The following is a 24456-nucleotide window of genomic DNA, read 5'->3' on the forward strand; positions in this document are numbered from 1 at the left end:
GAGGCCGGGGGGCTGACTGCCCGCACTCGAACACGGATAGCGCTGATGAACAACCGCTCGCACCTCGCGATCGACCTGGACGCCCTGGAAGCTCAGCTGGATCCGACCGAGGCGGCGCGGCAGGGCCGCCGGCCTCAGTTCGACGATGCACGGCTGGCTGAACTGGCGCGCATCGTCGGCCAGGACGACCGCTTTCGCACGCTGCTGCCGCAGGCGGCCGCGGCCCCGGCCTGGCCCGGCGAGGCTCCGACCGCGCGCCGCGCCTTCGGCAACGACGACACGCCGGCCTTCGGCCACGGGGAGGGCGGCGACGCTTACGCGCACGATGGGCGCCCCTACGCGTCGGCGCCGGACGAGCCAACCTACCAGGACTGGGAGGGCGGTTCTGCCACCGCTGCCCGGCTGCCGCACGGCTCCGACCGGGACGCGATGGCCGAGCCCGACGATTCGCAAGCCCTCGACCCGACGGATGAGTTCGACGACGAGCCCGTTCCGCCATCCCATGCCTCGCGCCGGCGCCTTTACCTGGTTGGCGCGGCCATCGCGGTGATCGCGGTCGGCGCCGTCGGCGCGGTTGCCATGCGTGGGGGGGACGGCGTGGCGGCGACCGGCGAAGCGCCGGTCATCAAGGCGGACAGCTCGCCGGTGAAGGTCCAGCCGCCGCAGGACGGCACCAGTTCGGACACGACGCCGAACAAAGCCATTTACGAGCGGGTCGGGCAGCCGGCATCGGCCAACACGAAAGTGGTCGATGGCCGGGAAGAGCCGGTCGACGTTCAGCAGACGGTCCGGCAGCAGGCGGCCGTCACGGTACCCTCCGAGCGCAGTGACGTGAGCACCTTCGGAGCGCCGGGCGTGGCGGCGCTTCCGTCCAACCCGACGACGAGCCGCGATCCCACGGCGGGGCTCGGCGAGCCGCGCCGGGTCAAGACCATCGCCGTTCGGCCCGATGGAACGGTGATTCCGGAAAGTGTTCAGCGCGCCGCGAAGCCGGCCGTTGCCGCGCCCAGCGCGGCAGTAGCGGCGACGCCGAGCCCGGCCGCCGCCGCGGCCGTCGCGCCCGCCACCACGGGCAAGCAGACCGCACGGGTGGCCGAGACGCGCAGCGACGACGGCGCGGCGACGCAACCGTCCGCCGGCAGCATGCCGCTCAGCATTGCGCCGCTCGGCCAGCGCCAGGCTGCCCCGCCGCGTCAGGCCGCCGCCCCGACGGAGGTCGCCAGCGCCCCGGCCGAGGAGGATGCGGCCGCCGCACCGGCGCGACGCGCCACCGGGGACTTCGCCGTGCAGCTCGGCGCGCCGGGCAGTGAGCACGAAGCGCGTGAGGTGTTCGCCAACCTCAAGCGGCGTTACCCGGCGCAGCTCGGACCGTTGCAGCCGACCATCGTCAAGGCGCAGTCGGGGGGCCGGACCGTCTATCGCGTTCGCGTGGGCGAGATGTCGCGGGACGAAGCCACCAAGTTGTGCCAGCGGCTGAAGTCGGCCGGTGGCAGCTGCTTCGTCGCTCGCTGACGGACGCGCCGGTTGAAAACCGGCCCGCGCCGGAGAATTTTCTCCGGCGACGAATTCCCTGAGCGACGAAAGCCCTCTAAGGCAAGCGGATGCCGACGCGCGCTTTCATCGCCGGCCTTTCGGGGCCGGTCCTCACCGCCGACGAACAGGCCTTCTTCCGCGACGCGGAGCCTTGGGGCTTCATCCTGTTCCGCCGCAACGTCGAGACGCCGGACCAGGTGCGGGCGCTCACCGGCGCGTTGCGCGAGGCGGTGGGGCGGGACGCGCCGATCCTCATCGACCAGGAGGGCGGGCGGGTGCAGCGGCTCGGTCCGCCACACTGGCCCAAGTATCCGCCCGGACGCGCTTTCGGCACCTGGCGCAGCAATGACCCGCAGGCGCAGCGCGAGTTGGCGCGCGCCGGCGCCCGCTTGATCGCCCACGATCTCAAAAAGCTGGGCATCGACGTGGACTGCCTGCCGGTACTCGACGTGCCGGTGCCCGGTGCCCACGGCATCATCGGCGACCGGGCCTATGCGGATGATCCTGCGACGATTGCCGTGCTGGGCCGCGCCGCAGCCGAGGGTCTGCTGGCCGGGGGCGTGCTGCCGGTCATCAAGCACATCCCCGGGCACGGCCGAGCACGCGCCGACAGCCACGAGGCGCTGCCCGTCGTCGACGCCGGCCTGGAGGAGCTTCGGGCGCGCGACTTCTTTCCGTTCACCGTGCTAGCCGATATGCCGCTCGCCATGACGGCGCACGTCGTCTACAGCGCGCTCGATACCGAGTCCCCGGCGACCACGTCGTCCCGGGTCATCGGCGAGATCGTCCGCGACTGGATCGGCTTCGAGGGCCTCCTGATGAGCGACGATCTGTCGATGAGGGCGCTCAGTGGCTCGATGGCCGACCGCACCGCTGCGTCGCTCGCGGCGGGATGCGACGTGGTGCTCCACTGCAACGGCCTCATGCACGAACTGGTCGAGGTCGCCGCGGCGGCCCCGGTGCTCGGTGGCCGTCCGGCCGAGCGGGCGGCGGCGGCCCTGTCGCGTATACTCAAGGTCGTCGAGCCCTTCGATCCTGTGGAAGCCCGCGCGCGCCTCGATGCGGCCCTTGCAGCGGTAGCGTGAGGCGCCCACACTCTCGGCATGGGTCGAATCGGAGTCTGGCGGTCTGGGACGGCCAGGAGCGGCCTTCGATTGGATGGGATGTCCGGTCGGCGCGCGGCAAGAGAGCATTCACCATTGGATGAGGTCGTCCAATGACACAGAATTCTCTCATAACTTTTTGATCCTGGAGCGCTTCTCTTGGGATTGGTGGTTCCAACTCATCGCGAGGCGCTCAAGGGCCGGATAATTTGTCTTTGAATCATCATCCCGCAAGTCTTTGATTTGAGCATGATCTTGTCCCAAAGACCGGTGTTCACTTTTGGGTTCATGCTCTAGCCCGAGGGACGTTACCGTCGCGGATCGATGAGGCAGGAGCTGACGTTCGAGACCACCGCGCCGGTCGAGCGGGCCAGTAATGAGCCGGCGCTGATCGTGGATGTCGACGGCTTCGAGGGGCCGCTCGATTTGCTCCTGGAGCTCGCCCGCCGGCAAAAGGTCGACCTGACGCGCATCTCGATCCTGGCTCTGGTCGAGCAGTATCTCGCCTTCGTGGAGGAGGCGCGTCGCGCCCGGCTCGAGCTCGCCGCCGACTACCTGGTGATGGCGGCCTGGCTTGCCTATCTCAAGTCGCGCCTGCTGCTGCCCGAACCGCCCAAGGCCGAGGAGCCGTCGGCCAGCGAACTGGCGAGCGCGCTGGCCTTTCGGCTGAGACGGCTGGAGGCGATCAGGGCGGCGTCCAAGCTGCTCGCTGACCGCGAACGGCTGGGGCGCGACGTGTTTGCCCGCGGCGCGCCCGAGCCGTTGGCGGACATCAAGCGACCGCAGTTTGAGGCGACGCTCTACGATCTGCTTGCCGCCTATGGCCGGCAACGGCAGAAGCAGGCGAACGCGAGGGTGACCCTGCCCAAGCGGCTGGTGTGGTCGCTGATCGAGGCGCGCGAAGCTCTGGGGCGGCTGATCGGCGTCGCCCACGACTGGACGGCGCTGGATCCGTATCTTCTGCGCTACGCGGTCGAGCCGGAGCTGCGTGTGACGGTCCGGGCCTCGTCGTTCTCGGCCTTGCTGGAACTGGTAAAAGAGGGGCACGCCGAGTTGCGGCAGGACCGAACGTTCGCCCCCCTCTGGGTGCGTCGCCGGGCGGAATCGGACCCCCGTCGCATCGAAGCGACGGCGCGCGCGAGGTAGACCGATGACGGCGAGCGTCGAGCGCATCACCTGGGGCGACCGGCAAAGCGCAGACTTCGCCGAAGCTCTGCGCGTGGCCGAGGCCATCCTCTTCGCCGCGGCCGAGCCGGTGACCGAGGCGCAGCTCGCAGGCCGGCTGCCCGCCGGTATCGATGTGAAGGGCGTCCTCGCCCGGCTCCAGGCCTTCTACGCCCCGCGCGGCGTCAACCTGGTGGCCGCAGCCGGTGGCTGGAGCTTCCGCACCGCAAGCGACCTGTCCTTCATTCTCGCGCGCGAGGTGGTCGAGCCGCGCAAGCTGTCCCGGGCGGCCCTGGAGACCCTCGCCATCGTCGCGTATCATCAGCCGGTGACGCGGGCCGAGATCGAAGATATTCGCGGCGTCGCGACATCGAAGGGCACCCTGGACAATCTGCTTGAGACCGGCTGGGTCAAGCTGCGCGGCCGGCGACGCTCGCCCGGCCGACCCGTCACGTATGGCACGACGCCCGGCTTCCTGTCGCACTTCGGCCTCAATGCGGTCGACGACCTTCCGGGGCTCGAAGAGCTGAAGGGCGCGGGCTTTCTCGAAGGCCGATTGCCGGCCCGTTTCGCGGTGCCGGAGCCTGACGATGCGCCGACCCTGCGCGACGACGAGGATCCGCTCGAGGATGACGCGTTTTTGACCAATTCGGAGCCGGATGCGCCCGGCGACGAGGCATCCTGAACAGTGGCCGGGCAACGCGACTTCGTGTGCACGTTCCTCAAGCCGGAATTCCTTGTTTTCGCCGCTTCGGACGCCTAGGTTCTGGGGAAATCATGCTGGTCGCCCGCCCCATGCGGGCCGCCGGATGGCGTCGGCGGGGAGGGCGTGTTCAGGGCCGCAGCCTAAGGGCGCGGCCACGTTGGGACGTCCGTTTCTGCCTGAGATGATGCGCGGACTGCGCGCAGGAGTAAGGTCATGGGTGGCGCAAGTATCTGGCACTGGGTCATCGTCGGCATCATCGTGATGCTGTTGTTCGGCCGCGGCAAGATTTCCGATTTGATGGGCGATGTCGCAAAGGGCATCAAGTCTTTCAAGAAGGGCATGCAGGACGACGACGAGGTTGCGGCGGCACCGCCGGCCGGCGGTGCCGCCCGCCCGCTCGATCACCAGCCGGTGACGACGCCGTCTCAGCTCAAGACCGGCGCCGAGCAGAAAGTCTGAGCCGGGCCCATTCGGGGCGGAGTATCCGGCCCGGACTTGGAGCTGATGTAGCGGGCGGCACGGGACACGCGGGGCCGCCAGTCGATCGAGCATGGAAGCCACCCTGCCGCGATGAGCGGACGCGGGTCCGCGGCTAAGAGTAGGCAATGTTCGACATCGGATGGGGCGAGCTGTTGCTGATCGGCGCGGTTGCGCTGGTCGTGATCGGTCCGAAGGATCTGCCGCGCGCCCTGCGCACGCTCGGCCAGATGACGGGCAAGATGCGCCGCATGGCGGCGGAGTTTCAGAGCCAGTTCAACGAGGCGATCCGTGAAGCGGAGATGGACGAGATCCGTCGCAGCGTCACGGACGTGAAGGACACGGCGCAAAGCTTCAATCCGATCCAGACCATACGGGACGAGATCAAGGGTGCGATCGACGGCGTCAAGGCGACGACGGGGCCCGAGGCATCGGCTTCGGATCCAGCCCAGGCGGCAGCGGTGACCTCGGCCGAGGGCAGCGCGCCGGCGCCGCCATCGGTGCCCGACCAGGCGCTCCCGGCAGCATCCGCCACCGTCCCTTCCGCCGTCGTGCCCCCCGTGCCGGAGGCCGCAGCGACAATCGCCGCTGCGCCGGCAGCGGCGGCGCCGGCCGACCCGGCGGCCCCCCTCCCCAACAGCGCCGAAGGCGAGGCCGACGGGCCGGCGGCGGATCGATCCGATACGGCTGCGGACGAAGGCGAGGCGAAACCGGCACGGCGCCGCAAGTCGGCTGCGGCCAACGGCGCGAGCCCGCCTTCCGCCTCCGCCAAGCCGCGCACCCGCCGGGCCGCCGCGAAGCCAACGCCGCCAGACGAAGGTGAGACGCCATGACCGACGCCGACATCGAGGCGTCGCGGGCGCCCCTCATCGACCATCTGATCGAGCTGCGGTCGCGGCTGATCCGTTCACTCATCGCCTTCGTCGCGATGTTCTTCATCTGCTTCTTCTTTGCCAAGCAGATCTACAACATCCTGGTCTGGCCCTATGTCTTCGCCGCTGGGCCGGGCGCCGACGTGCGGCTGATCTATACCGCCCCGCTCGAGTATCTGTTCACCCAGATCAAGATCGCCGTGTTCGGAGCCGGATTCCTGTCGTTTCCGGTGGTAGCCACGCAGATCTACAAGTTCGTCGCGCCTGGCCTGTACAAGAACGAACGGCAGGCGTTCGGGCCGTATCTGGCCGCGACGCCGATCTTTTTTCTGTTGGGTGCCTCGGTCGTCTACTTCATCGCAATGCCCATCGTCATGCGCTACTCGCTGGGCCAGCAGCAGATGGGCGGCGTCGGCGAAGCGACGATTCAGCTCCTGCCCAAGGTCAGCGAATACCTGTCCCTGATCATGACGCTGATCTTCGCGTTCGGCATCTGCTTCCAGTTGCCGGTGGTGCTGACCCTGCTGGCGCGGGCCGGGCTGATCGATTCGGCTTTCCTCAAGGCCAAGCGCCGCTACGCTATCGTGCTCGTCTTCGTGGTCGCGGCCGTGCTCACGCCGCCGGACGTGATCAGCCAATGTGCGCTGGCCCTCCCGACGCTGCTGCTCTACGAAGCGTCGATCTTCGCAGTGCGGGCGGTCGAAAAGCGGCGGGCGGCCGAAGAGGCGGCCCGTGAGGCGGCGGGCGAATAGCCGGTCGCCCTTGACCGGAGCCGGCGGCGCCCGCAAACACCCGGCCAAGCCTTGCAGAACGACGGCCGCGCCGGCTCGATGCTCTGCCATTTTCAGCCGGGCCGCGCGCGGCCCGCTCGTAGCCTTCCGTTTGGTCCGCCATGCATGACATCCGCCTCATTCGCGACGACCCCGCGACCTTCGACGCCGGCTTGAAGCGTCGAGGCCTTGCGCCCCTGTCGTCCGTCCTGATCGCGCTGGACGAGAGGCGACGTGCGGCGATCGCTGCCGCGCAGGCGGCGCAGGAGCGGCGCAACGCGCTCTCGCGCGAGATCGGCGAGGCGATGCGGGCCAAGGATGCGGCGCGCGCCGAAGCGCTGAAGGCGGAGGTGGCGGCGCTGAAGGATGGCGTGCCGGCGCTGGAGCGGGACGAACGGAACGCTGCCGCCGCCCTCGATGGCGAACTCGCCGCCATCCCCAACCTGCCCGCCCCGGAGGTCCCGGATGGCGGCGACGAGCACGACAACATCGAGAAGAGCCGCTTTGGAATGCGGGCCGACGAGCGTACCGACCAGCTCGTCGGCGTCAATGCACCCAAGCAGCACTTCGAGCTGGGTGAAGCGCTCGGCCTCATGGATTTCGAGGCGGCGGCCAAGCTGTCCGGTTCCCGCTTCGTCGTCGTGAAGGGGCATCTGGCGCGTCTGGAGCGGGCGATCGGGCAGTTCATGATCGATCTGCACACCACCGAGCACGGCTATGAGGAGGTCAACCCGCCGCTCCTGGTCCGCGACGAGGTGATGTTCGGCACGGCGCAACTGCCGAAGTTTGCTGACGACCAGTTCACGGCGGCCCGCACGCTGTCGCGCCATGAGCTGCTGCGGGCGGCGCTGTCGCACGCCACGCCTGAGGACGGCCTGGCCTTCAAGGCCGGCGAGATCGATATCGAAACGCTCGTCGATCGCGTGCTCGAGCGCGCGCCGCTGAAGGAGGACTTCTGGCTCATTCCGACGGCCGAGGTGCCGCTGACCAACCTGGTGCGTGAATCCATCCTTGCGGAGGAGGAATTGCCCAAGCGCTTCACGGCGCTGACGCCCTGCTTCCGCGCCGAAGCAGGGGCCGCGGGCCGCGACACCCGCGGCATGCTGCGCCAGCACCAGTTCCAGAAAGTCGAGCTGGTGTCGATTACGGTACCGGAGGCCTCCCGCGAGGAGCACGAGCGCATGCTCGCCTGCGCCGAGGCCGTATTGCAGAGGCTCGACCTGCACTACCGCGTCATGACGCTGTGCACCGGCGACATGGGGTTCGCCTCCGCCAAGACCTATGACATCGAGGTCTGGCTGCCCGGCCAGCAGGCGTACCGGGAGGTTTCCTCGTGCTCGACCTGCAACGACTTCCAGGCGCGCCGGATGAACGCCCGCACCCGCGCCAGGGATGCCAGGCAGACGCGCTTCGTGCACACCCTCAACGGTTCGGGCACCGCCGTCGGGCGGGCGCTGATCGCCGTCATGGAAACCTACCAGAACGCCGATGGCAGCGTCACCGTACCGTCGGCGCTCGCCCCTTACATGGGGGGCATCACGCGGATCGAGCGGCCGTTGCGCTGAGCCCGGCCGCTGGTGCGCTCCGCGTGCGGGCGCAAACGCCCGGGCGCGGAAGGCGCACCGAATTCAATGACTTGGGGCGCCCGCGCAATCGCATGATCGCAGGTCGCTCCGCCACCGCCGAGGAGTGAACACGTGCGCATCCTGATCACCAACGATGACGGCATCCATGCGGACGGGCTCGAGGTCCTGGAGAGGATCGCCCGAACGCTGTCGGACGACGTCTGGGTGGTCGCGCCGGAGACGGATCAGAGCGGGGTTGCACATTCGCTCTCGCTCAACGATCCGCTCAGGCTGCGGCAGATCAACGAGCGCCGGTTCGCGGTGCGCGGCACGCCCACCGACTGCGTCATCATGGGCGTGCGCCACGTCCTCAAGGACGACAGGCCCGATCTGGTGCTCTCCGGCGTCAACCGAGGCCACAACGTGGCCGAGGATGTGACCTATTCGGGCACCATCGCCGGCGCCATGGAAGGAACCATGCTGGGCATCCGGTCGATCGCCCTGTCGCAGTCGTTCCCGCCGGGCGGCCGCAACGAGATCCCCTGGGCCTGCGCCGAGACCCACGCCGTGCCGGTGATCCGCAAGCTCCTGGACCTGTCCATGGAGGCCGACACGCTCGTCAACGTCAATTTCCCGAGTTGTGCGCCCGGGGAAGTGAAGGGCATCGCCGTTACCGTGCAGGGGCGCCGCGACCAGAACCTGCTCGGCGTCGACGCCCGTGTCGACGGCCGCGGCATCCCGTATTTCTGGCTTGCGTTCGAGCGCAAGCCGTCGGTGCCGCGCAACGGCACCGACCTGTGGGCGATCGCGGACCAGCGCATCTCGGTGACGCCGCTCAAGCTCGATCTCACGGACGAACCGACCATGACCCGCTTCGCCAGTGCCTTTGCAGGCTAGCTAATCCGGGCGCCGAGCCCAAACTTCGGCGCCCGCCTCCGCATCGCCAGATCGCGACATGTTCGCGGACGGCCTGGATTCGACCGGCAAGGTATAAGGAGCCTGCGGTAGCTGCGGTTCCGATTCGCGATGTCCATGATCCCTCCCGGCGCTCTTGATCTCCCTTCCTCGCAGCGGGAAGAGACGGCGGCGTTTCTGCTCAGCTTGCGCAGCAAGGGCATACGCGACATCGCCGTACTGCGGGCGATGGAGAAGGTGCCGCGTGACCTGTTCGCGCCGCGGCGCTTCGCCGACCTCGCCCGGGCCGACATCGCGCTGCCGCTTCCCTGCGGACAGACGATGACCGCGCCGGCGCAGATCGCCGTGATGCTGCGCAGCCTCGGTGTCGAGCCGCACCACCGCGTCCTCGAAGTCGGCACCGGCTCGGGCTATGTGGCGGCGGTCCTCGGTCATCTGGGCGGGGAGGTGATCAGCCTCGAGCGCATGCGCACGCTTGCCATCGCAGCCGTGGAGCGCATCGCCACGCTGGGCATGGGCAATCTGATGCTCGAGCAGGCCGACGGGCTCGCCGCCGGAACCGCCTTCGGCCGTTTCGACCGCATCCTGCTGAATGGCTCCGTCGAGCAAGTGCCACCGCAGCTTATCGCTGCGCTGGCCGAGGGCGGTCGGCTGGTGGTCGCCCAGCGCGGCGTGGTCGGCGTGCGGATGCTGTGCGTGATGTGCCATGGCGCCGCGAATGAGGAGCAACTGGGCGAACCATTGCGGCTGCCGCCGCTGGTGCCGGGACTTGCGGAGGCGCTGTAGCGGCCTGTTCAGCCGCTTATGCAGCAAAGTTGCCGCAATTGGCTTGCGCGGCGCTGCAACGAAACGGTTGCTTAACCTGAATCCGCCTTAATCCGCTGAGTTGCGTAGCAGGTGGACCTTCCCTCATGCCCTTTTGCAATCTGACATCACGACCCGGCTCGATGGCGCGGATCGTTGGTGCGGGCCTGCTGGCGTCACTGGCCGCCGGTTGCGCTGCCGACTCGCAACGCTTCTCGGGGAACCCTTTTTCGAACCCGTTCGATTCCATGGCCACGGGCAGCCTGCCGCCGGCCGACGTGGGCGCCAGCCAGCCGTCCTACGCCGGGCCGGGCCCGGCGGCGGCTCCGGTGGCGCGCGCGCCGGTGAGCAGCCAGCCCCTCGCCCCGGCGCCCTCCTACCATGCCACGAGCGTGCCGCCCCAGTCCGTGCGGCCCGACCCGGTCGTGGGCAATGCCGCGCACTGGACCGGCGTCGGCGGGGCATCGGTGGTCGTGGGGCAGGGCGAGTCGGTGCAGACCCTGGCCAACCGCTACGGGGTGCCGGCGAGCGCCATCACGGCGACGAACAATCTGAACGGCCCGCTCGTACCCGGCAGCCGGGTCGTCATTCCGGTCTACGCAGCGGGCGGCGGCCGCGCGACGACGGTCGCCTCGGCGCGCCCCGCGGCCGTCGCGGCGCCGATCGCGGCCGCCCCGGTGGCGGCCTCGCCCAGGCCGGCTCCCGCTCCGGGTAGTCAGCCCCGGTATCATCTGGTGAAGGGGGCGGAACCGGCCAAACTGCCGGGCGCGGCCCCCGGCCGCCCGGGGCCGGCGCCCGCGCCCGCGCCGGTCGCAAAGGCTGCACCGCTGCCTGCACCGGCGCCCGCCGCCAAGGAGGCCGCGCCAAAATCCGTACAGACCGCCAAGCTGGCACCGCCGGCCGAAGCGGCCAAAGTGCCCGCGCCGGCCGCGATCGAGAAGCCGGCGGCTGCGGCTGCCCCGGCGGCCGAGGCCCCGGCCGGTGAAGTCGATGCGGGCGGCGCCTTCCGCTGGCCGGCCCGCGGCCGCATCATCGCTGGCTTCAGTGCCAAGGGCGGCAACGAGGGCATCAACATCGCCGTGCCCGAGGGCACGCCGGTCAAGGCAGCCGAGGGTGGCGTCGTCGCCTATGCCGGCAGCGAGCTCAAGGGCTACGGCAACCTCGTGCTGATCCGCCACGACAACGGCTGGGTGTCGGCCTATGCCAACAACGGCGAACTGCTGGTCAAGCGGGGCGAGAAGGTCAAGCGCGGTCAGACCGTCGCCAAGTCGGGCCAGACCGGCAACGTCTCCTCGCCCCAGCTCCACTTCGAGCTGCGCAAGGGGGCGACCCCGGTCGATCCGGTGCCGCACCTGGCGGGAAGCTGAGCCCGGGCGCTCTGGACATCACGCTCCCTGCACCTCGACCCCGACGTTGGGCGTCTCGATCCGGGCGGATGTTCTCGCCTGGGTGAAGCGCCGGCGGCGACGGCCTGAGGGACCGGCTCCGGCGCCCAAGCGCGGACCGTTCAGGGGATGGTGATCGCGATCTTGCCCACGTGCGCGCCGGTCGCCATGTACGCAAACGCATCCTTCGTTTCGGCGAAGGGGAACACGCGATCGACCACCGGCTCGAGCTTGTGCAGAGCGATCGCCGCGATCATGGCCTTCAGATCGTCGATCGAGCCGACGGTGACACCCTGAAGCCGCTGCTGCTGCATCACCATTAGCGAGATGCGCGGCTCGCTCTGGGCTTGCCCGGCGAGCACGCCGATGAAGCCGATCATGCCGCCGATGCGCGTCGCCCGGATCGACTCGTTCAACGTGCCGACACCCCCCACCTCGACGACGATGTCGACGCCGCGGCCGCTGAGGCTGCGGGCGAGCTTTCCCCATTCCGGCGTCGTCTTGTAATTGATGGTCTCGTCGGCGCCGAGCAGCTTGAGCTTCTCAATTTTGGCGTCGGAGGAGGACGTGGCGATCACCCGGGCGCCGGCGAGCTTGGCGAACTGCAGCGCAAACAACGAGACACCGCCGGTGCCCTGTGTGAGCACCACGTCGCCCGGCTTTACCTGACCGCACTTGACCACGGCGCTCCAGGCGGTGAGGGCGGCGCAGGGCAGGGTGGCCGCGGCGGCGTCGGAAAGATGGGCCGGCGCCTTGACCACGGCGTGCTCGGGAAACACCCGATATTCGCACAGGACGCCGTCGAGCGCGCCCCCCAGCGCACTGCGGAGCTTGCTCTCCTCCGCCTCGCCGCCGTGCCAGCTCTCGAAGAAGCTGCTGACGACACGGTCGCCGACCTTCAGTCCGGTGACGCCCGGGCCGATCGTCTCGACGACGCCGGCGCCGTCGGAAAGCGGAATCAGCGGGAATTTCTGACGCGAGCCGTAGCCGCCGCGTACCGTCAGCAGATCCCGATAGTTGAGGCTCACAGCCTTGATGCGCACCAGCACCTGGCCGGGTCCCGCCTCCGGCATCGGCAGGTCGACGAGCTTCATCCCGTCGACACCGGATGCGTCCTGCAACTGGTAAGCCTTCATCTGGGTCTTCATGGCGCCCTCCCAGGCTCGATACGGTGCATCTGCACCATCCAAGCGCTTGCTTGATCCATCGGCGCGCGCCAGGCAAGCCCGCGGCCACGCGACCGCGCGGGCCTCACCGGCGGCGGCCGCCTTCACATCGCCAGCGGCTTTCCGAGCCGTCCGGCCAGATCCTGGATGTATTGCCACGCGGTCCGGCCGGAGCGGGAGCCGCGCGTCGTCGCCCACTCCAGGGCCTCCGACCGCAGCAGGTCCGGATCGTGGACGAGGCCGAAGTGCTCCGCATAGCCCTTGATCATGGCGAGATAATCATCCTGGCTGCACTTGTGAAAGCCGAGCCAGAGGCCGAAGCGGTCCGACAGCGACACCTTCTCCTCGACGGCCTCGCCGGGATTGATCGCCGTCGAGCGTTCGTTCTCCATCATGTCGCGCGGGAGCAGGTGGCGGCGATTGGAGGTGGCGTAGAACAGCACGTTGGCGGGCCTGCCCTCGATGCCGCCGTCCAGTACGGCCTTCAGCGACTTGTACGAGGCATCGTTGCCATCGAAGGAGAGGTCGTCGCAGAAAACGACGAACTGATGCCTCTCGGACCGCAGGAGCGCCATCAGCTCCGGCAAGGCCTCGATGTCCTCGCGGTGGATCTCGACGAGCTTCAGCGGGGCCTTGGCGCCGGTGGCGGCGAGCCGGCGGTTGACATCCGCGTGCACCGCCTTGACCAGCGACGACTTGCCCATGCCGCGGGCCCCCCACAGCAGCACGTTGTTGGCGGGCAGCCCACGGGCGAAGCGCTCGGTGTTGTCGCTCAGCGTGTCACGGGCCCGGTCGACGCCCTTCAGCAGCACCATCTCGACCCGGTTCACATGCGCGACCGGCAGCAGCCGTGGCGGCCGCGGCTGCCAGACGAAGGCGTCGGCGGCGTCGATGGCGGGCGGCGCCGGAGGGACCGGAAAGGCGCGGTCGAGCGCGTCGGCGATGCGCACCAGAAGCGGCAGCAATTCCTCGCTCGCAGACGTGGTCGGGGGCGCCGGAGTGGGGCGTAGGGTCATCGGCGATCGCTTCGTTGGAGGGCAGGGCGCACGTGGCGTCTAATCGCGCGGCCGCCTCAGGTCCAGCGCCCTCGATCCGTTCCCGACCGGATGGAATCTTCCGATCGGGTGGAAAGGCCCCAAGTCCTTCGATCGGGATGCGCTCCAGGCGCCGGGCAGGTGCGACCCAGGCGCCGCTCTGGTGGAGAAATCGGCCCGAACACTTGCATCATGAGCCCCGGACACCTATAAGCCCGCCATCCCACACGCGGAGCATGCCTCATGCCTGAATGAGGCGTCCGGTGGTCGGCGTTGCCGGCCCACATCGCTCCGCGGCGGCTTCAACCGGAGAATACGATGGCACTACCCGATTTTTCCATGCGTCAGCTGCTGGAGTCTGGCGCGCACTTCGGCCACCAGTCCCACCGCTGGAACCCGAAGATGAGCGAATACATCTTCGGCACGCGCAACAACATTCACATCATCGACCTGGCGCAGTCGGTGCCGATGATGCACCGTGCCCTGCAGGCGATTTCCGATACGGTCGCGGCCGGCGGTCGCGTGCTCTTCGTCGGCACCAAGCGGCAGGCGTCGGACTCGGTGGCTGAGGCGGCCCGCCGCTCGGCCCAGTATTTCGTCAACTCCCGCTGGCTCGGCGGCATGCTGACCAACTGGAAGACCATCGCCGGCTCGATCCAGCGGCTGCGCAAGCTCGACGAGATGCTCGGCGGCGCGGCCCAGGGCCTGACCAAGAAGGAGCGCCTGATGCTGTCGCGCGAGCGCGACAAGCTGGAGAAGGCGCTCGGCGGCATCAAGGACATGGGTGGCACGCCCGACCTGCTGTTCGTCATCGACACCAACAAGGAACAGCTGGCCATCAAGGAGGCCACCCGCCTCGGCATTCCGGTGGTCGCCATCGTCGACACCAATTCCGATCCGGATGGCATCACCTATCCGGTGCCGGGCAACGACGACGCCGGCCGCGCCATCTCGCTCTACTGCGAGCTCGCCGCCAAGGCGGCTATCGACGGTATCTCGCGCGCCGCGGGTGACGTCGGCTTCGACCAGGGCGAGACCGAGAGCCCGGTGCTCGAGGAGGTCGTGCCCGAGGCCGAGTTCCCCGTGGTCGAGGAAGCGTTCGAAACGCTGGCGGCGCCCCGTGGCGCGCCCGACGATCTCACCAAGCTTCACGGCGTCGGCCCGGAACTCGAGACCAAGCTGAACGAAGCCGGCATCTTCCACTATTGGCAGGTCGGCGCCATGAAGCCGGACGATGTCGCGCGCATCGACACGGAGCTGAAGCTCAACGGGCGTATCGCCCGCGACGGCTGGGTGGCCCAGGCCCGTGCGCTGACCGAAGCCGCCTGACCGATTGCCGCTTCGGCGGTGACTGCGAGACGAAAGATGGCCCGGCGTCTGGACGACGCCGGGTTCTGCCTATCTACCGGGTGAAAAGCTGCCCGCGTCAAACGAGTATGAGGACGACCATGGCGAACATTTCCGCTGCGATGGTGAAGGAGCTTCGCGAGAAGACCGGCGCGGGCATGATGGACTGCAAGGCCGCGCTCAACGAGACGGGCGGCGACATCGAGGCTGCCGTCGACTGGCTGCGCAAGAAGGGACTGGCCAAGGCGGCCAAGAAGGCCGGCCGCGTCGCCGCCGAGGGCCTCGTCGCGGTCGAGTCCTCCGGCCACTACGCCACCATTCTCGAGATCAACTCCGAGACCGACTTCGTCGCCCGCAACGACCAGTTCCAGGCGTTCGCGCGTGAGGCGGCCAAGATTGCGCTCAACGGCGACGGCACGCTCGCGGGCCTCGAGGCTGCGCACTTCCCCGGTTCGCAGGTCACCATCAAGGACCGCCTGCAGGAGCTCATCGCCACGATCGGCGAGAACATGACGCTCCGCCGTGTGGCCAAGCTCGAGGTTTCGTCAGGCCTCATCGCGACCTATGTGCACAACGTCGTGAGCGAGGGCCTGGGCAAGATCGGCGTGCTTGTCGCGCTCGAATCCACCGGCGACGCCACCCAGCTCGGGGCGCTCGGCCGGCAGATCGCCATGCACATTGCCGCGACCAATCCGCTGGCGCTCGACAGCACTGGCATCGGCGCGGAGGTTCTGGAGCGCGAGAAGGCGATCCTGCGCGACAAGAACGCCGGCAAGCCCGAGCACGTCCTCGACAAGATCGTCGAGAGCGGCCTCAAGAGCTTCTTCAAGGAAGCGACGCTGCTGGAGCAGCCGTTTGTGCACGAGCCCTCCAAGACGGTGACGCAGATCCTCAAGGAGGCCGAGGCCAAGGCCGGCGCGCCGGTGAAGATCTCCGCCTTCGTCCGCTTCGCCCTCGGCGAGGGCATCGAGAAGGAGGAAGGGCCGGACTTCGCGGCTGAGGTCGCGGCCGCCGCCGGCGTCTGATCGGTCGGGGCCTGCCCGGCGGGCCCCGTCTTGCGAGGCGTATCGATCGGGTCGTGAAGCGGGGGGCGGGGCCAGCCGATGTATGTGAAGCGTGCGCTGATCAAACTGTCAGGCGAGGCCCTCTCGGGCCCGATCGGGGCCGGCCTGCACGGGGAGACGCTCGGCACCATCGCCGCGGATATCGCAGCGGCAGCACGGGCGGGTCACGAGATCGCCGTCGTCGTCGGCGGCGGCAACTTCTTCCGCGGCGTCCAGGGGCTCGCCAAAGGCCTCGACCGTCCCTCCGCCGATTCGATCGGCATGCTCGGCACGGTCATGAACGCGCTGGCGCTCGAGCATGCGATCGAAGCAGTCGGCGTGCCGGCGCGCGCCATGTCCGCCATCGCCATGCCGGCGCTGTGCGAAAACTATGCGCGTCGCCGCGCGCTCGACCACATGGCCAACGGCAAGGTGGTCATCCTTGGCGGCGGGACCGGCAACCCCTTTTTCACCACCGATACGGGCGCCGCTCTGCGAGCCGCCGAGCTCGGTTGCGACGCACTGCTCAAGGCGACGAACGTCGACGGCGTCTATTCCGCCGACCCCAAGCTCGATGCCAGCGCCGTCCGCTACGAGAGCCTGACCCACGCCGATGCGATCCGCAGGGATCTGAAGGTGATGGACACGGCGGCTTTCGCGCTGGCCCGAGACAGCGGCCTCACGATCATCGTATTCTCCCTGCGCAATCCCGGCTGCATCTCGGCGGTGCTCAAGGGAGAGGGATTGGCGACGCTCGTGACGCCCTGATCCGACCACGTCGTGCGAGGACAATCCCGCCGCAAATGTCGTGGTTTCTTGCGCGCCCGGGCGGGTCTATGATTCCATCGTGGGCGATTGATCCGATGGTCTGGAGGCCGATGCCGCGCGGAGCTTCGCGTTCACGATGTTCGGTCGGCGCCCGACCGGATGTGGCGGCCCGATGGGCGGATTTGTTCCAACGTCTTGCCTCTCGATCGCCTGGCGCCCGTGGCGGGGCCGGCCGCGGCGGCGCTCGATATCGCCGGCTGGAGGGCGGCATCCGGCCGCGACGTTGGCACGTAGATGTTCGGCAGGTATCGGCGGCTCGCCAGCGGCGGATGAAGCCGCTAAGAGCAGGGTCCGAGCCCTTTCCTTGATCTTCACGTGTGGCGGGCCAAAAGTTCGCCCCTAAGATCAGATTCGATGTCTGGAGCGTAATGAAGCTATGACCGCAGCCTTCGATCTCGACGACCTGAAGCGCCGCATGTCCGGCGCGATCCAGGCCCTGCGCCACGACTTGGCCAGCCTCAGGACCGGTCGCGCCTCGGCCAACCTGCTCGATCCAATCCAGGTGGACGCCTATGGCTCGCTGATGCCGCTCAATCAGGTGGCTACTGTCTCGGTGCCCGAGCCGCGTCTCGTCAGCGTCCAGGTCTGGGACAAGGCCATGGTCGCCGCGGTCGAGAAGGCGATCCGCGAGTCCGATCTCGGGCTCAATCCCAATACCGAAGGGCAGGTTATCCGGCTGCGCATTCCGGAGATGAACGAGCAGCGTCGCAAGGAGATGGTGCGCGTTGCCCACAAGTATGCCGAGGAGGCGCGAGTCGCCGTCCGGCACGTGCGGCGCGACGGCCTCGACCTACTCAAGAAGCTGGAGAAGGACAGCGCCATCAGCCAGGACGAACAGGCCAGGTTCGGCGACCTCGTCCAGAAGGCGACGGATCAGTCGGTTGCGGAGGTGGACCAGACCCTCGCAGCGAAGGAAAAAGAGATTCTGCAGGTCTGAGTCAGGTTGGACATGCCGATCGAAGCCGCCAGCGACGCCGCCGTCCTGTCTCCGCCCGCACCGGCCCAGGAGACGGGCGGCGTGGACGCGCCGGCGCACGTCGCCATCATCATGGATGGCAACGGGCGCTGGGCCGAACGGCGCGGGCTGCCGCGGGCCGAAGGGCACCGGCGAGGGGTCGAGGCACTGCGGCGCACGGTGCGGGCTGCGATCGAGCTCAATCTGCGCTATCTCACCGTCTACAGCTTCTCGTCGGAGAACTGGCGGCGACCGGCCGCCGAAGTCTTCCAGCTGATGAACCTGCTGCGCCTTTTCTTTCGCAGCGACCTCGCGGACCTGCAGCGCAACAACGTCCGCGTGAGGTTCATCGGCGCGCGCGAAGATCTCGCCTCCGACATCCGCTCGATCCTGGAAGAGGCCGAGCGCCGCACGGCGGGCGGCACGGGCCTCAACCTGGTGATCGCCTTCAACTACGGCGGCCGTCAGGAATTGGTGCGCGCGGCGCGCGCCCTGGCGCTCGACGTCGCGGCAGGTCGTCTGCCGGCCGACGCCATCGATCAGGCGGCGCTCGACGCGCGGCTCGACACCGCGGGCATTCCCGATCCGGACCTGGTTATCCGCACCTCCGGCGAGCTGCGCGTGTCGAACTTCCTGTTGTGGCAGGCGGCCTACGCCGAGTTCGTCTTCACCCCGGTGCTCTGGCCCGATTTCGACCGGGCCACCCTGGAAGCGGCGATCGCCGACTTCCGCGGGCGGGACCGGCGCTTCGGCGGCCTGGGCGGGGCCGGCTGAGGTGGAGAGCAACCGGGCCGCGCCTGGCCGGATCCCGTCTGGGGGTGCTCGCGGCATGTCGGAACTCGCCTTGCGCACGGTGTCGGCCGTTCTCCTGGCGGCCCTCGCCCTTGCCACGGCGGCGCTGGGCCAATGGCCGCTGTCCCTCCTTTGGGCTGCTGCGGGCGCAGCGGTGGCGGCGGAGTGGACGACGGTGACCGCGATTGCGCCGCGCCGCGGCCTCCGCACAATCCTGCCCGCTTTTGCCGCGGCCACCGGCCTTGCGCTTCTGATCAGCACCCTGGCTTCGGCCGCCGTGCTCTCCGCCGGCACGATCGTCGTCTGCGCGCTGGGATTGGGCCTGCGGGATCGGCTCTGGGCCGTGGCTGGGCTATGGTGCGGAGCGGTGCTGGCGATCGTTCCCGTCCTGGTGCGGGCCGACCCGGCGCTCGGGCTGCCGGGATTGCTCTGGATGTTCGCGGTCGTATGGACGACAGACGTGGCGGCCTTCTTCACCGGCCGCCGCCTGGGGGGGCCCAAGCTCTGGCCCCGGGTCAGCCCGAAGAAGACGTGGTCCGGCTTCGTCGGCGGCACGTTCGCCGGCACGCTCGCCGGAACCGCCACGCTCGTCTGGTTCGGCGGCTGGGCGCCGAGCGCTCTGCTCGTGCTGGCCAGCGCCGCGGCTTCGGTGGTCGGCCAGGGCGGGGATCTTGCCGAGTCTGCGTTGAAGCGGCACTTCGGCGTCAAGGATTCCAGCCGCGTCATTCCGGGCCACGGCGGCTTCATGGATCGGCTGGACGGCTTCTGGGCGGTGTCGGTGTTGGTGGGCGCCGGTGTCGCCTTGCGTGGGGTGCTGCGATGAGGGGGGCGCGGACATGAGACGGCGCATCATCGTGCTCGGAGCAACCGGGTCGGTCGGGCGTTCCACCGTCGATCTGCTTCTGCGTCACCGCGACCGCTTCGAGGTGACGGCCCTGGTCGGCCACCGCGACGCCGCGGGTCTGGCCGCCCTGGCGCGGCAGCTGAATGCCGGCTGCGCCGTGCTGGCGGACGAGAGCCAGGCCGGGGCCTTGCGCGAGGCGCTTGGCCCCGCCGGCATCGCCGCGGGGGCCGGTTCGACCGCGGTGCTGGAGGCGGTCGAGCGGGAGTGCGACATCGTCGTCGGCGCCATCGCCGGGACGGCCGGGCTGCGGGCGACCCACGCGGCGCTCAAGCCGGGGCGAACGCTCGCCCTGGCCAACAAGGAGACGCTGGTGTGCGCCGGCGAGCCCTTCATGCGCGATGCGCGCGAGCGGGGCGTCCCCATCCTGCCGGTCGATTCCGAGCACAATGCGTTGCTTCAGGCGTTGGGCGGGCAGCCGGTCGAAGCGGTCGAGCGGATGACGATCACCGCCTCCGGCGGCCCCTTCCGAACCTGGTCGGCCGAGCGCCTGCTTACGGTGACGCCGGAGCAGGCGCTCGCCCACCCGACCTGGTCGATGGGCGCCAAGATCTCCATCGATTCGGCCACCCTGATGAACAAGGGGCTGGAGCTCATCGAAGCCATGCACCTGTTCGCCATTGCACCCGAACGGCTCGACGCGGTCATCCATCCGCAATCGGTCGTGCACGGCCTGGTGGCCTTTCGCGACGGCGCGGTCACCGCCGGGCTCGCGATGCCCGACATGCGGGTGCCGATCGCCTATTGTCTGGGGCTTCCCGAACGCCTCGACGCGCCCACGCCGCGCCTCGATCTGGCGGCGCTCGGCTCACTGACCTTCGAGGTGCCGGACGTGACGCGGTTCCCGGCCCTGGCGCTGGCGCGTGCCGCCATGATGGCGGGCGGGGCCATGCCGGCCATCCTCAACGCGGCCAACGAAATTGCGGTGGCCGCCTTCCTCGACCGGCGGCTCGCCTTTCACGGTATCCCTGCGCTGGTCGAGGAGGTGTGCGCGCGCCTCGCGGTATTGGGCGACAGCCGACCCGGCTCGGTCGACGAGGCGCTGGAGGTCGACCAGACGGCGCGCCGGGTGGCCGAAGAGGTCGCGCGCGCGGGGCAGGGCGGCCGGGTGACGCGGCCGCACCGCCTGGCAACGGCCAACCCGGGCCGCTAGCTATCGACGGGCGAATTTCGGACGCAAAGTCGTTCCACGGTCGCCGGGACGGCGACGCTGATCGGCGGTTGTTGCGCCGAGTGAGGACCTAGATGGATTTCATTGCTGCCATGGTGAGGACGGGGGAGAGCCTGCCCCTCATCATCGCGTCGTTTGTCTTCGTGCTGGGCGTGGTGGTGTTCATCCACGAGATGGGCCATTTCCTGGTCGGCCGTTGGTGCGGCGTCGACATCGACACCTTCTCGATCGGCTTCGGCAAGGAACTGGTCGGCTGGACCGACCGGCACGGGACGCGCTGGCGCCTCGCCGCGATTCCGCTCGGCGGCTATGTCAAGTTCGCGGGTGACGCCACCGGGGCGAGCACCCCGGATCATGACGCGCTGGAGCGAATGACGCCGCGCGAGCGCGCCGGGAGCTTCCATTTCAAGAGCGTCTGGCAGCGCGCCGCCATCGTCGCGGCGGGTCCGATCGCCAACTTTCTCCTGGCGATCGTCATCTTCGCCGGCACGGTCTATCTATACGGCCGGACCGTGATCCCGCCGCGGGCCGCCGCCGTCATGCAGGAAAGCGCTGCAGCCAAGGCCGGATTTGAAGTCGGCGATCTGATCCTGACGATCGACGGCGCCGCCGTCCGAAGCTTCGGCGACGTCCAACGAATCGTCAGTCTCCGCGGCGGCGAGGCACTCACCTTCGTCGTGGATCGGGCGGGCCGTCAGGTCACGCTGGAGGCCACCCCCGAACTCAAGGAGCGCGACACGCCCTTGGGCAAGCAGCGCATGGGCATGCTCGGCCTGACCGCTCCGACCGCTCCGGGTGACATCAAGCTCGAGCGCTACGGATTGTTCCCCTCCATTGGCATCGGCGTCGGCGAGACATGGAGCGTCATCGAGCAATCGGTTGACGGCATCGGCAAGATCATCGGCGGCCGGGCGTCGGCAGATCAGTTGGCGGGCCCGATCGGGATCGCCCAGGTGTCGGGGCAGGTGGCGCGGCTCGGCTTCGTCCCGCTGCTCAGCTTCGTGGCGTTTCTGTCGGTGTCGATCGGTCTGCTCAACCTGCTTCCGGTGCCCCTGCTCGACGGCGGCCACCTGCTGTTTTACGCCATCGAAGCCCTGCGCGGCCGCCCGGTGAGCGAGCGGACGCAGGAGTTCGGGTTCCGCATCGGCCTCGCGCTGGTCATCATGCTCACGGTTTTCGTGACTTGGAACGACATTGTGCGGCGCATTCTCGGGGTGACGTGACCGGCGGGCCACGCCTCCCAAAAAAAGGATTTGTTAACCCTCTCTGCGTTTGCAACAGCCTGTAAACTCGATAGAAGCGATTTCGATCCTAGGATCCCACGACCGACTCCTCGCCCCGCCGGGGCGTAAAAAATCGAAACAGGGCGGCCAGTTTTATGATGAGACCTGCAATGTTCCGCGGGATGGCGCTAGTGAGTGTCCGCCGCTTTGCACTGACGGTCGGCCTCGTTCTGATGGCCGGGATGTCGGCTGCACAGGCGCAGAGCGTTGTCGTCCACGGCAACCAGCGGATGGATGCCGAGACGATCCGTAGCTACGTGCAGGGGAAGTCTCCGGACGAGGCGCGTCAGGCGCTGCTGGCGACGGGCATGTTCTCCGACGTCAAGGTCGCCGGGGGGCGCGGCGCCACGGTCGTCACCGTCAACGAAAATCAGACCGTCAACCGGGTCGTCTTCGAGGGCAACAAAAAGCTCAACAAGGACGTGCTGGCGGGTGAGCTCTCGACCAAGGCGCGCGGGCCCTACAGCCCCGCCGCGGTGCAGGCGGACGTCGAAAAGCTGCAGGAGATCTACAAGCGCGGCGGCCGTGGGCTGGCCACCATCTCCAGCCGGATCGTTCCGCTGACCAACGGGCGTGTGGACGTCGTCTTCACGATCAAGGAAGGCGACAAGACCGGCGTCAAGGAGATCAATTTCGTCGGCAACCACGCCTACTCGTCCCGCCGCCTGCGTGACCTGATGACGACGACGGAGATGAACCTGCTGTCGTGGCTCAAGACCTCCGACGTCTACGATCCCGACAAGATCTCCTCCGACGAGGAACTGATCCGCCGCTACTATCTCAAGAACGGCTACGCCGACTTCCGCATCGTCTCGACCGACTCCGTGTTCGATCAGGCGAAGGGCGGCTGGATCGTGACCATCACGGTCGAGGAGGGGCAGCCCTACCGGATCTCCTCGGTCGACGTGGAGTCGCGGGTCGAGGGCGTGACGCATGACATGGTGCGCCGCGAGGTGACATCGTCGCCCGGCGAGATCTATGACGCCGAGAATGTCGAGAAGGCGCTGACCTCGATGACCACGAGCGTCATGCGCAAGGGCAATCCGTTCGTCCAGGTTCGTCCCGCGGGCGTGCGTGACAGCGTCAATCACACCATCGGCCTGACCTACGTGGTCGAGGAAGGTCCACGCGTCTACATCGAGCGGATCAATGTGCGCGGCAACGTGCGCACGCGAGACTACGTGATCCGGCGGGAGCTCGACCTGGAGGAGGGCGACGCCTACAACAAGGTGCTCATCGACCGCGCCGAGCGCCGTCTCAACGGGCTCGGCTACTTCAAGAAGGTGCGCATCACCAACGAGCCGGGTTCGCAGCCGGACCGGGTGGTCATCAACATCGATGTCGAGGACCAGTCGACCGGTCAGTTCTCCGTCTCCGGCGGTTATTCCACCCAGGACGGTGTCATCGGCGAGGTCGCCGTCGCCGAGTCCAACTTCCTGGGACGTGGTCAGTATATCCGCGTCGCCGGCCAGCTCGGCCAGCGGACCAACGGCGTCCAGCTGTCGTTCACCGAGCCCTACTTCCTGGGCCAGCGGCTGGCCGCGGGCTTCGACGTCTATACGAAGTACACCGACAACACGATGTACGCCCGCTATGAGACGCGCGCGACGGGCGGAACGATCCGCTTCGGCTTCCCCATCACCGACGAGTTCACGGTGACGGCGCGCTACTCGCTGTACCAGACGAAGCTGTCGGTGCCCGATAGCTACAAGCAGCCGTATAACGACTGTAGCTTCCCGCTGCCGGGCTACACCTCGGTGTTCAATCCGCCCTTCGACGGCGTCACCTATCCGTACAACGGCACCCCGGGCGCGCTGTCCTACTATCCGAACTGCGCCTATGACGGTGAGGCGTCGGTCGCGGTCAAGCAGGCCATCGGTCGGACCTTGACCTCGCTGGTGGGCGTAACGCTCACCTACAACACCCTCGACAACATGAAGAACCCGCACAGCGGCATCTACGCCGAGGTGCGCCCCGAGATCGCCGGCCTGGGCGGCGACTCCAAGTTCTTCCGCGCCACCGGTGAGGCCCGCTACTATCGCGAGCTGTGGGATGACGTTGTCGGCATCGTCAAGCTGCAGGGCGGCACCATCCAACCCCTGGGTGGCAATGATCTGCGCCTAACCGACAACTTCTTTCTCGGGCCGTCCCTCGTCCGCGGCTTTGCCCCCTCCGGCATCGGTCCGCGCGACCTGACGGGCGATCCGAGCACCAATGCGATCGGCGGCGTCAACTACTTCGGCGCGAGCGTCGAGGCGCAGTTCCCGATCTGGGGTCTGCCGCGCGAGCTCGGCCTGAAGGGCGCGGTGTTCGCCGATGCCGGTACCCTGTTCGGCTACAAGGGCGCCAAGACCTTTGACCTGAACTACAACGGCGTGATCGACGGCTTCGCGGGCGGGGTCTGCCAGCCGAACTCCCAGCCGGTTCAGCCAGAGTGCATGATCGTCAAGGACTCGAGCGCGATCCGCACCTCGGTCGGCGCCAGTATCCTCTGGCAGTCGCCGCTGGGTCCGATCCGCTTCGACTACGCCTTTGCCCTGACAAAGGCGGACGGCGACCGCACCCAGGCGTTCCGCTTCTCCGGCGGCGGCAGCTTCTAGTCGAGCGTTCAAGGGCGCCTTCGGGCGCCCTCCCACGGCAGG

22 protein-coding genes are annotated in these 24456 nt (G+C 68.5%); 20 read left to right on the top strand and 2 right to left on the bottom strand.

The features are described from left to right. The first annotated feature begins 45 nt into the window (after window positions 1–45). The 11 genes from IEW34_RS14760 to IEW34_RS14810 all read left to right on the top strand — a co-directional run bounded on the left by IEW34_RS14760 (window position 46) and on the right by IEW34_RS14810 (window position 11276). On the top strand, window positions 46–1512 hold the full coding sequence (locus IEW34_RS14760; RefSeq protein WP_188609971.1) for an SPOR domain-containing protein: 1467 nt from the start codon (window positions 46–48) through the stop codon (window positions 1510–1512). An 89-nt stretch (window positions 1513–1601) separates the two neighbouring features. Beyond that, the gene (gene nagZ / locus IEW34_RS14765) at window positions 1602–2618 is read left to right on the top strand and encodes a beta-N-acetylhexosaminidase (RefSeq protein ID WP_188609972.1); all 1017 of its coding nucleotides are present in this window, start codon (window positions 1602–1604) and stop codon (window positions 2616–2618) included. Between the two features lie 342 nt (window positions 2619–2960). Further along, complete coding sequence (locus IEW34_RS14770; RefSeq protein ID WP_188609973.1) at window positions 2961–3782, top strand: segregation and condensation protein A; 822 nt, start codon at window positions 2961–2963, stop codon at window positions 3780–3782. 4 nt (window positions 3783–3786) lie between these two features. Next, entirely contained in the window at window positions 3787–4485 is a 699-nt protein-coding gene (gene scpB, locus IEW34_RS14775; RefSeq protein ID WP_188609974.1) for an SMC-Scp complex subunit ScpB, read from the top strand. Window positions 4486–4719: 234 nt separating this feature from the next. Continuing rightward, window positions 4720–4965, top strand: a complete 246-nt coding sequence (locus tag IEW34_RS14780) for a twin-arginine translocase TatA/TatE family subunit (RefSeq protein WP_188609975.1) — start codon at window positions 4720–4722, stop codon at window positions 4963–4965. A 146-nt stretch (window positions 4966–5111) separates the two neighbouring features. Next, window positions 5112–5816, top strand: coding sequence for a Sec-independent protein translocase protein TatB (gene tatB / locus IEW34_RS14785; protein WP_188609976.1), 705 nt, complete (start codon window positions 5112–5114; stop codon window positions 5814–5816). Further along, the gene (tatC, locus tag IEW34_RS14790) at window positions 5813–6607 is read left to right on the top strand and encodes a twin-arginine translocase subunit TatC (protein WP_188609977.1); all 795 of its coding nucleotides are present in this window, start codon (window positions 5813–5815) and stop codon (window positions 6605–6607) included. Before tatB ends, tatC begins: the two co-directional genes overlap by 4 nt. 140 nt (window positions 6608–6747) lie before the next feature. After that, complete coding sequence (gene serS / locus IEW34_RS14795) at window positions 6748–8190, top strand: serine--tRNA ligase (RefSeq protein WP_188609978.1); 1443 nt, start codon at window positions 6748–6750, stop codon at window positions 8188–8190. Between the two features lie 132 nt (window positions 8191–8322). Next, window positions 8323–9087: a 5'/3'-nucleotidase SurE gene (gene surE / locus IEW34_RS14800; RefSeq protein ID WP_188609979.1), complete on the top strand. Its 765-nt coding sequence runs from the start codon at window positions 8323–8325 to the stop codon at window positions 9085–9087. Between the two features lie 129 nt (window positions 9088–9216). After that, entirely contained in the window at window positions 9217–9891 is a 675-nt protein-coding gene (locus IEW34_RS14805) for a protein-L-isoaspartate O-methyltransferase family protein (protein ID WP_244641992.1), read from the top strand. Between the two features lie 161 nt (window positions 9892–10052). Further along, window positions 10053–11276 (top strand): LysM peptidoglycan-binding domain-containing M23 family metallopeptidase, encoded by a 1224-nt coding sequence (locus IEW34_RS14810; RefSeq protein ID WP_188609980.1) that lies wholly within the window; start codon window positions 10053–10055, stop codon window positions 11274–11276. A gap of 140 nt (window positions 11277–11416) precedes the next feature. Here IEW34_RS14810 and IEW34_RS14815 read toward each other — a convergent pair whose 3' ends face one another. Both IEW34_RS14815 and IEW34_RS14820 read right to left on the bottom strand, forming a co-directional pair. Beyond that, window positions 11417–12430: a zinc-dependent alcohol dehydrogenase family protein gene (locus IEW34_RS14815; protein WP_188610289.1), complete on the bottom strand. Its 1014-nt coding sequence runs from the start codon at window positions 12428–12430 to the stop codon at window positions 11417–11419. Between the two features lie 134 nt (window positions 12431–12564). Next, the gene (locus tag IEW34_RS14820; RefSeq protein WP_188609981.1) at window positions 12565–13476 is read right to left on the bottom strand and encodes an ATP-binding protein; all 912 of its coding nucleotides are present in this window, start codon (window positions 13474–13476) and stop codon (window positions 12565–12567) included. Window positions 13477–13812: 336 nt separating this feature from the next. On the opposite strand from IEW34_RS14820, the gene IEW34_RS14825 reads away from it, so the two are divergent. The 9 genes from IEW34_RS14825 to bamA all read left to right on the top strand — a co-directional run bounded on the left by IEW34_RS14825 (window position 13813) and on the right by bamA (window position 24414). Continuing rightward, the gene (locus IEW34_RS14825) at window positions 13813–14823 is read left to right on the top strand and encodes a 30S ribosomal protein S2 (RefSeq protein WP_188609982.1); all 1011 of its coding nucleotides are present in this window, start codon (window positions 13813–13815) and stop codon (window positions 14821–14823) included. Between the two features lie 119 nt (window positions 14824–14942). Next, a complete protein-coding gene (gene tsf / locus IEW34_RS14830) occupies window positions 14943–15866 on the top strand; it encodes a translation elongation factor Ts (RefSeq protein ID WP_188609983.1) in 924 nt (307 codons plus the stop codon). Window positions 15867–15944: 78 nt separating this feature from the next. Beyond that, window positions 15945–16652 (top strand): UMP kinase, encoded by a 708-nt coding sequence (gene pyrH / locus IEW34_RS14835; protein ID WP_188609984.1) that lies wholly within the window; start codon window positions 15945–15947, stop codon window positions 16650–16652. Between the two features lie 436 nt (window positions 16653–17088). After that, complete coding sequence (gene frr, locus IEW34_RS14840) at window positions 17089–17649, top strand: ribosome recycling factor (RefSeq protein WP_188609985.1); 561 nt, start codon at window positions 17089–17091, stop codon at window positions 17647–17649. Between the two features lie 12 nt (window positions 17650–17661). Continuing rightward, on the top strand, window positions 17662–18441 hold the full coding sequence (locus tag IEW34_RS14845; protein ID WP_188609986.1) for an isoprenyl transferase: 780 nt from the start codon (window positions 17662–17664) through the stop codon (window positions 18439–18441). 55 nt (window positions 18442–18496) lie between these two features. Beyond that, entirely contained in the window at window positions 18497–19282 is a 786-nt protein-coding gene (locus IEW34_RS14850) for a phosphatidate cytidylyltransferase (protein ID WP_188609987.1), read from the top strand. 13 nt (window positions 19283–19295) lie between these two features. After that, window positions 19296–20513: a 1-deoxy-D-xylulose-5-phosphate reductoisomerase gene (gene dxr, locus IEW34_RS14855; RefSeq protein WP_188609988.1), complete on the top strand. Its 1218-nt coding sequence runs from the start codon at window positions 19296–19298 to the stop codon at window positions 20511–20513. Window positions 20514–20605: 92 nt separating this feature from the next. Then, the gene (rseP, locus tag IEW34_RS14860; RefSeq protein ID WP_188609989.1) at window positions 20606–21754 is read left to right on the top strand and encodes an RIP metalloprotease RseP; all 1149 of its coding nucleotides are present in this window, start codon (window positions 20606–20608) and stop codon (window positions 21752–21754) included. A gap of 182 nt (window positions 21755–21936) precedes the next feature. Then, window positions 21937–24414: an outer membrane protein assembly factor BamA gene (bamA, locus tag IEW34_RS14865; protein WP_244641993.1), complete on the top strand. Its 2478-nt coding sequence runs from the start codon at window positions 21937–21939 to the stop codon at window positions 24412–24414. Window positions 24415–24456 lie beyond the last annotated feature (42 nt).

The organism is Chelatococcus reniformis, from assembly GCF_014640075.1.
GTDB lineage: Bacteria > Pseudomonadota > Alphaproteobacteria > Rhizobiales > Beijerinckiaceae > Camelimonas > Camelimonas reniformis.

Coding starts and splice junctions, on each gene's coding strand:
- IEW34_RS14820 (WP_188609981.1), bottom strand. CDS start 13,476: ATGACCCTACGCCCCACTCCGGCGCCCCCGACCACGTCTGCGAGCGAG.
- pyrH (WP_188609984.1), top strand. CDS start 15,945: ATGTATGTGAAGCGTGCGCTGATCAAACTGTCAGGCGAGGCCCTCTCG.
- IEW34_RS14825 (WP_188609982.1), top strand. CDS start 13,813: ATGGCACTACCCGATTTTTCCATGCGTCAGCTGCTGGAGTCTGGCGCG.
- IEW34_RS14780 (WP_188609975.1), top strand. CDS start 4,720: ATGGGTGGCGCAAGTATCTGGCACTGGGTCATCGTCGGCATCATCGTG.
- IEW34_RS14850 (WP_188609987.1), top strand. CDS start 18,497: ATGTCGGAACTCGCCTTGCGCACGGTGTCGGCCGTTCTCCTGGCGGCC.
- IEW34_RS14810 (WP_188609980.1), top strand. CDS start 10,053: ATGGCGCGGATCGTTGGTGCGGGCCTGCTGGCGTCACTGGCCGCCGGT.
- IEW34_RS14770 (WP_188609973.1), top strand. CDS start 2,961: ATGAGGCAGGAGCTGACGTTCGAGACCACCGCGCCGGTCGAGCGGGCC.
- serS (WP_188609978.1), top strand. CDS start 6,748: ATGCATGACATCCGCCTCATTCGCGACGACCCCGCGACCTTCGACGCC.
- tatB (WP_188609976.1), top strand. CDS start 5,112: ATGTTCGACATCGGATGGGGCGAGCTGTTGCTGATCGGCGCGGTTGCG.
- tsf (WP_188609983.1), top strand. CDS start 14,943: ATGGCGAACATTTCCGCTGCGATGGTGAAGGAGCTTCGCGAGAAGACC.
- frr (WP_188609985.1), top strand. CDS start 17,089: ATGACCGCAGCCTTCGATCTCGACGACCTGAAGCGCCGCATGTCCGGC.
- scpB (WP_188609974.1), top strand. CDS start 3,787: ATGACGGCGAGCGTCGAGCGCATCACCTGGGGCGACCGGCAAAGCGCA.
- IEW34_RS14845 (WP_188609986.1), top strand. CDS start 17,662: ATGCCGATCGAAGCCGCCAGCGACGCCGCCGTCCTGTCTCCGCCCGCA.
- rseP (WP_188609989.1), top strand. CDS start 20,606: ATGGATTTCATTGCTGCCATGGTGAGGACGGGGGAGAGCCTGCCCCTC.
- dxr (WP_188609988.1), top strand. CDS start 19,296: ATGAGACGGCGCATCATCGTGCTCGGAGCAACCGGGTCGGTCGGGCGT.
- IEW34_RS14805 (WP_244641992.1), top strand. CDS start 9,217: ATGTCCATGATCCCTCCCGGCGCTCTTGATCTCCCTTCCTCGCAGCGG.
- bamA (WP_244641993.1), top strand. CDS start 21,937: ATGGCGCTAGTGAGTGTCCGCCGCTTTGCACTGACGGTCGGCCTCGTT.
- tatC (WP_188609977.1), top strand. CDS start 5,813: ATGACCGACGCCGACATCGAGGCGTCGCGGGCGCCCCTCATCGACCAT.
- IEW34_RS14760 (WP_188609971.1), top strand. CDS start 46: ATGAACAACCGCTCGCACCTCGCGATCGACCTGGACGCCCTGGAAGCT.
- nagZ (WP_188609972.1), top strand. CDS start 1,602: ATGCCGACGCGCGCTTTCATCGCCGGCCTTTCGGGGCCGGTCCTCACC.
- IEW34_RS14815 (WP_188610289.1), bottom strand. CDS start 12,430: ATGAAGGCTTACCAGTTGCAGGACGCATCCGGTGTCGACGGGATGAAG.